The following is a 6,792-nucleotide window of genomic DNA, read 5'->3' on the forward strand; positions in this document are numbered from 1 at the left end:
AACACACCTGCGCCCCACTATCACGCAGAATCGACTCAACCCGCTTCTGCGGATACCCCGGGTCAATCGGAACATACGTAGCGCCCACCCGCAGAATCGCCCAAATACCCACCACCATCTCCACCGAACGCGCCGTCATCAACGCCACCGGTTCCCCCGGCCTCACACCCAAATCCAGCAATCGCACCGCCATCGACTCCGCACGCGCATGCAACTGCGCATACGTCAACACCTCATCCCGAAACCGCACCGCCACCCGCCGCGCAAACCTCCCCACACACCCCTCAAACAACCCAAACAACGAACCATCCCTCGGATACACCGACAACTCATAAACACCAAAGCCGGCGCCGGCGGGGAGCCATGCGAGCATCCGAAGCGGCTTCCCCGGATCAAGCACGATGTCCGACACAAGGCGCAGGAACGACTCCCCCATGCGCAGGATGGTGCTCTCGCGAAACAGCGCAGTGGCGTAGGTAAATGACAGTTGTATCTCGTCGGAGCACTCGAACACCTCGACCGTCAAGTCGACCTTGGCAGACGCGTTCGGCAGCGAATACGGCGCAATGCGAAGGCCTTCGATTTCCAGCACAGCGGGGCCCGTCGATTGATACGCAAAGATTGTGTCGAACAGAGGATTTCGTGACGGATCCCGTTCGCCTTGGAACGAATGGACCATCCGCTCGAATGGGTAATCCTGATGCTCGAAGGCTGATAATGCTTCCGCCTTCACGGAGTGAAGGTAATCCGCGAAAGCCACGCCGGGCGCAGGGCGCGTTCTCAAAGGCACCATGTTGACGAACATCCCAGCAATCGACTGCACGTCAGCGTGCATCCGGTTGGCGACCGGAATTCCAACTATCAGATCTTCTTGCCCCGAATACTTGTGCAGCAGAACGGTGTACGCCGCGAAGAGCGGCGTGAATAGCGTCGTATGGTGTGCCTTCGCCAGGTCACGAAGCCGACTCGTCTGTTCGACATCCAGCCGAATCGTTACCGTGTGACCGTCGAAGTTCGTCTCGGAAGGGCGAGGATGATCGAGCGGCAGCTCCAACACCGGCAACGGCCCGCGCAGCCGCTCAACCCAGTGTTGCTCTTGCGCTCGATAACGCCCCTCCTCCCATTCGCGCTGCTGCCACAGGGTGTAGTCCGTGTACTGCAAGGGACGCGGATCGAGCGGCTCGTCTCGATAGAGCTGACCTATCTCGTGCATGAACAGGGTTTCCGTGACACCGTCCGAGACAATGTGATGATTCGCCACCACGAGCACGTGCCGCTGGTGACCCAGGGTCAACAAGCAGGCGCGGAAGAGGGGTGGCGAGGCCAGGTCGTAAGCCTCGCGCAGTCGTGACACGACGGTGGGGACATCGGACTCCGTACCTTGCGCACACACCAGACGAAAGTCGGCTCGACTCGCAACGGTCTTGACCGGAAGACCGTCTCGGAGCACGAAAGCGCTGCGAAACGCTTCGTGTCGCTGAACGACCTCCCGAAGGGCCTGTTCGAGTTTCTCGATGTCGAGCGGTCCTTCGATGAGCATTGGAAAAACGTTGTGGTATCCGTGATTTCGCTTCGTTGCGTGCTGGTGTGCGTACACCATGCGCTCGGCAAAGCTCAGCGGATAGTGCGCGCGTTTCGGGTTGCGCGCGACGCGGGTGCGGCGCCGATGCGGGGCTCTAGACGGGCCGGATAGCTGCGCGGCCAGGGCGGCGATCGTGGGATGCTCGAAGATCTCACGCAACGGGACCGGTACCTCTAATGCCTGCTCTAGCCGACTAGACAGGATCGCCGCGGTTAAGGAATGCCCACCATATTCGAAGAAGCTTCGGTGAACTTCCACGACCGAGAGACCCAGTATTTCCCGCCAAACTGCAGCCACCGTCCTCTCGATCTCGGTTATCGGCGGATGCTCGGCTTCTTCCTTAACGACTTCCGGGACAGTCGATTCCAAGCGGCGGCGATCGATCTTGCCGTTGACATCTAAGGGAAGCGCCTCCACCACGAATAGGGAGTTCGGAACCATGTAGCCGGGCAAGTGCCGCTTGGCGTCGGCAATGAGCTCGTCCGGCGTGAATGAAGCATCGTCGACACGAGTACAAAACGCCTGCAAGCTCTTATCGCCCTGCGCATCCACCCGAACGATTACTGCCGCCTCCTGCACCCACGGGTGACTTTGGAGCACGGCCTCGATTTCCTCTGGCTCGATCCGCATGCCGCGGATCTTCACTTGCCGATCCTTGCGGCCGACGAATTCGATGGCGCCGTCGTCGTGCCACTTCGCGATGTCGCCGGTTCGATAGAACCTTTCGCCGGCGATGATTACGAATTTCTGTGCGGTCAGAGCCTCGTCCAGGTACCCCGCCACGAGGCCGTCTCCCGCGATGCACAGTTCACCCACGACACCCACGGGCACAGGCGACCGGCCGTTCAAGATGGCGCCCCGAGCATTCGATAGCGGGTATCCGATGGGAACGTTCGTCGCGTCCGCTGCCACATCGTCAACTGGGTAGTACGTCGTGAAGATGGTTGCTTCTGTGGGGCCGTAGCCATTCTGCAATTTGCCGCGGCCGAGTCGAGCTAGGGCTTTCCGCATGTGGTCGGCAGATGCGCGATCGCCGCCAGTCAGTATTTGGCGTAAACCACCCAGAGCGCTGAGCTTCTCGTCGACCATGGCGTTGAACAAGGCGGGCGTCATGAACGCGACGGATATGCGTTCGCCGTCAAGCAGCGCTGCGATGCGACTCAAGTCGCCGCGCGAGTCGCTGTCCGCTACCACCAAAGTCGCGCCGTTGAGTAACGCGCCGAACACCTCCAGCATTGATACGTCAAAGGTGGGAGTCGCCAGTTGGAGCATGCGGTCCGACGGACGAATTGCGAGGTGGTTGGTATCAACGACGGTTCTAACGACGTTGAAGTGCCGCATCAGGGTGCCCTTTGGATTGCCGGTAGAACCGGACGTGAACAGCACGCACGCGATTGCAGCCGGGTCGCGTTCGAGTTGCGGCCGCAGGTCTCCGGGATATCGCGCGGCAAGGCCGAGCTCGATGATCTCGTCATCTAGATCTTCGCCCGGAAGATCCTGTGCAACAACTAATTTAGCCTTACTTGCTCGCAACATATACGCGATCCGCGCTGCGGGTACATCCGGCGAGATAGGCAGATATACGCACCCGGCCTTGAGGATGCCCAACGAGCCAGCCACCGTGTCGAGTGACGGATGCGACCAGAGCGCGATCACGTCGCCGGTGTCTGCGCCATGCGCGAGTAACATGTTCGCGACCCGGTTGGCGCGCGTGTCGAGTTCCCTGTAATCGAGGGTCTCATTCCGATAGCGAATCGCTGGATGATTCGGTGACCGAGCCACTTGCTCTTCGAAGAGAGCGTTGATTGTCTTCCACGGGTATGGGCTGGCCGGCGGGCTGAAGGAAGCGACGCGATTCCGCTCATCGACCGAGAGAATGTCGATGTCCGCCAGCAGGGCATCTGGTGAACTCACGAGCGCATCGAGCACGGCGCCATAGTGTTTCGCCATTCGCGTGATGGTCGGGGATCGATAAATGGAGGTGGCGAACTCGATCGAGAAACTCAGTTGATCGTCTATCTCCAGCAGCCCGAAGGTGAGATCGACCTCTGCCTTTTTATGGATGAATTGCCTGGGCGCTACCTCGAGCCCGTCGTAAGTGTCTGTTTGTAGGCATTGATGAAAGAACAGGACATCGTAAAGCGCGTTGCGGCTCGGATCCCGCGGCGGTCGCAGCTTCTCTACGAGGTAACGCACGTCGTACGACGAGTGCCGTCGCGACTCGCACAGATCTTCGCTGACCTCGGTCATCAAAGTGCGAACGGTCTTGTCCGGATGAGTATTTGCTCGAATCGCCAAGGTGTTCATGAACATGCCGACAACCTCTGCCATGTCATCGCAACACCGGGCCTCGTCTGGCATGCCGATAACGAGGTCCTCTTGAAAGCTGTATTTTGCCAAGAGAACAAATACGGCCGTCAGAGCTATGTCACGCAATGGCACTTGATGTGATGTCGCGAAGGCACGCAACGTCTTGGTCCGTTCGTTGCCCATCGGAAAGTGCCGAATCGTTCCGCGAAAGTCGAAGACAGCGGGCCGTCGGTGATCGTCTAGCAGTTGCAAGACTGGAAGTTCGCCCGCAAACTTCGAGAGCCAGAATTCCTCGTCCGCCCGCCATTGGCCGGCGGCCGCCGAGGGCTCCACCTGCCTGTGTAGCTGCGCGGTGTATGAGCTGCCGATCTCCGGTAGGGGTAGATCGTGATACAGCGCAAACAGATCCCGAACGAGGATGTCCTCCGACCGAAGGTCGCAGACGATGTGATGGATGTCCATCACGAGGACGTACGAGGGTTCGAGCTTTGCGTGATCGGACACACGGATAAGAGCCGCTCTCAGTAAGGGTGCGTGCTCCAGCGCGAACGGCCCGATGAATTGGGTGATTGTCTTCGAAACGTCTTTCACTGCTACGTTTTCGAGGTAGACCAACTCGAACGACGAAACGTCGTGAATCACGTGCGTCGGCTCGGCGCCCCCCAGCGAAAAAGTCGCACGGAGTTGTTCGTGACGTTTCAACAACTGCAGGAGTGCCTTTTCTAGCCGCCGGGGGTCGACATTGCCGCGCAGAGTCCGAACGACGGGTGCGTTGTAGGCGGTGCTCAAGGGATTCAGTCGGTGGATGATCCACAATCGCTGTTGCGCAGGCGCGAGGGGATACTCGTCGATCGTCGCCACGTTAAGACAACTCCGATGCGGCGTCCTTGAAGCATGCTCGAATTCGGGGGACGTCCACTGCACAACTCGTACGAAATGCGCAAACCAATGTCTCGGAGCACACGCTGGTGATGGCATTCAGGAGGGTTTGAATAGGCAGGGGCTGCGGGTGCACCCAGCTTGTCTCCACGACGGACTCCACAGAGGATTCATCCGTGTAACCGAGGATGTTGAACATCAATATGTCGAGATTTTCGAAATCTTCGCCGACATCCATGAGTCGTGCGATGTCGGACCATTGGGCCTGTGCGGCCGGTTCCGTTGCCAGGTGAAGAAAGTTCACGTTGTGCCGCTTCACGAACTCGAGTCGATCGAGGATTGATTGTGTGATCTCCGGTAGGGGCATTCGTGCATTCACGAATAGAGGGATCATGTCGGTGAGTTCGCCCACGGTGTCGTAATATCGCTGGTCTTCGAACTGGCGACCCTCCGTCACGAACAACAGCGGCAGCTGGTCCATCTGCAGATAGCGTTGAAGGCCCTTCACGTGAACGGCGAGCGCGATCTCCCAAGGGTGCTCCAGTTGCCACGTAGTGCTCAATGGCAGCACGATGTTGAAGTTGGTGGATGAAGGCGATCCCGTTGTCGTTACCAGATGCTTCATCTTTTGTTTCGCTTCGTAGAATTCTTTGAGTCGGAACAACCGCACGATGTCGCGTGCTTCCACCCCTTGCGGACCACGAGCCAGGCGGTGCACATAGTCCTCGAATGATGGCGCCTCGGTGTGTAACGGTTGCCCTTGTAGCAAGGCATCGTAATGCCGAACCAACTGTCGCGACAGGACCTCCTTGGTAACCCTGTCGAAGATGACATGGCTCATGATCCAGACCAGGAAGTATTTGTTTCCGTCGACCACTGCTATGACCAATTGATGGAGTATTTTCGCACCCTTGTATACCCGCGTGGTGAGGCTCTCGAGCAGCGCTTGCATCGAGAATTCAGGCTCGGCGCACTCGCTGATGTTGATCACCGGGATCAGCGGCACCTCGTCCGCGCGGTAGTCGTATTCGCGCCACGCATGACTTCCGCCCGATTCAACCGGCACGCTCCGAAGTAACCCGTGCTGCGCGATCACAGCTCCGTAGGCCTTCTGGAGGGCGGGAAGATCTAATACGCGTTCTAGTGGCTCTATGGCTAACGAGGCGGGAGTCCCGAAGCCAATTTGCAATTTTTGCATTGCGCTCATTGGGTAATCTTTAATCACGGGTGCGCCCATGATGATTCCGTTATTGATGGCGAACGAGTCGTTCAGAACGCGCGCGACGTCACCGTCGACATTCATCCCGGGCTGCAAGACCAAATCGGCGTCTCGTGGGCCGGCTGAAACGATGGTTGGCTCGGATGTCTCTTTCAGCAGCTTGTCGATGGTCTGACAGTGCAGGATGTCCCGCGCCGTCACGTTGTACCCCGCTCGCCGCAATTTCGAAGCCAAGGTCATCGCGGTGATCGAGTTGCCCCCCAGGTCTGAGAAACCGTCGTCCGGTCCCACCTCGGGCACACGGAGTACCGCCGCGAAAATCTGATGCACCACCTCCTCACGCTCTGTGCCATTTCTCGACAAAGGTTGGGGTGGTGTTGGTGTGGGGGTGTGTGTGGTGAGTTGGTGGCGGTCGATTTTTCCGTTGCGAGTCAGTGGTAGATGCTCGATGAAGACCAGGTGATCGGGGACCATGTAATGCGGCAGCGTGTCACGCAGGTGAGCCTTTAGTGCCGTGTCATCAACAGGTTCAAGCGACGTGTAATAAGCGACCAGACGATCACCGGACACCACCACAGCGCACTGCCCAACAAGTGAGTGCTCAAGCAGTCGCGCTTCGATCTCACCGGGCTCGATACGAAATCCCCTGAGCTTGATCTGCTCATCAACACGCCCGACGTAGAGCAGGTCCCCGCTTTCCTGCCACTTCACCAGATCCCCGGACTTGTACATGACAGCACCAGCAACCCACGGGTCGGGCACAAACCGCTGACAAGTAAGCCGGGGATCCCCCCAATACCCC

2 protein-coding genes are annotated in these 6,792 nt (G+C 58.7%); both read right to left on the bottom strand.

The genetic code is table 11. From position 1 onward, the window contains the following. Positions 1–4,753 (bottom strand): non-ribosomal peptide synthetase (locus DB708_RS21545; protein WP_165839887.1); only part of this gene is annotated, 4,753 nt, incomplete at its 3' end. Between the two features lies 1 nt (position 4,754). Then, positions 4,755–6,792, bottom strand: a 2,038-nt coding sequence (locus tag DB708_RS21550) for an AMP-binding enzyme (protein ID WP_165839888.1), incomplete at its 5' end; no start/stop codon positions are given.

The organism is Mycobacterium montefiorense, assembly GCF_003112775.1.
Lineage (GTDB): Bacteria > Actinomycetota > Actinomycetes > Mycobacteriales > Mycobacteriaceae > Mycobacterium > Mycobacterium montefiorense.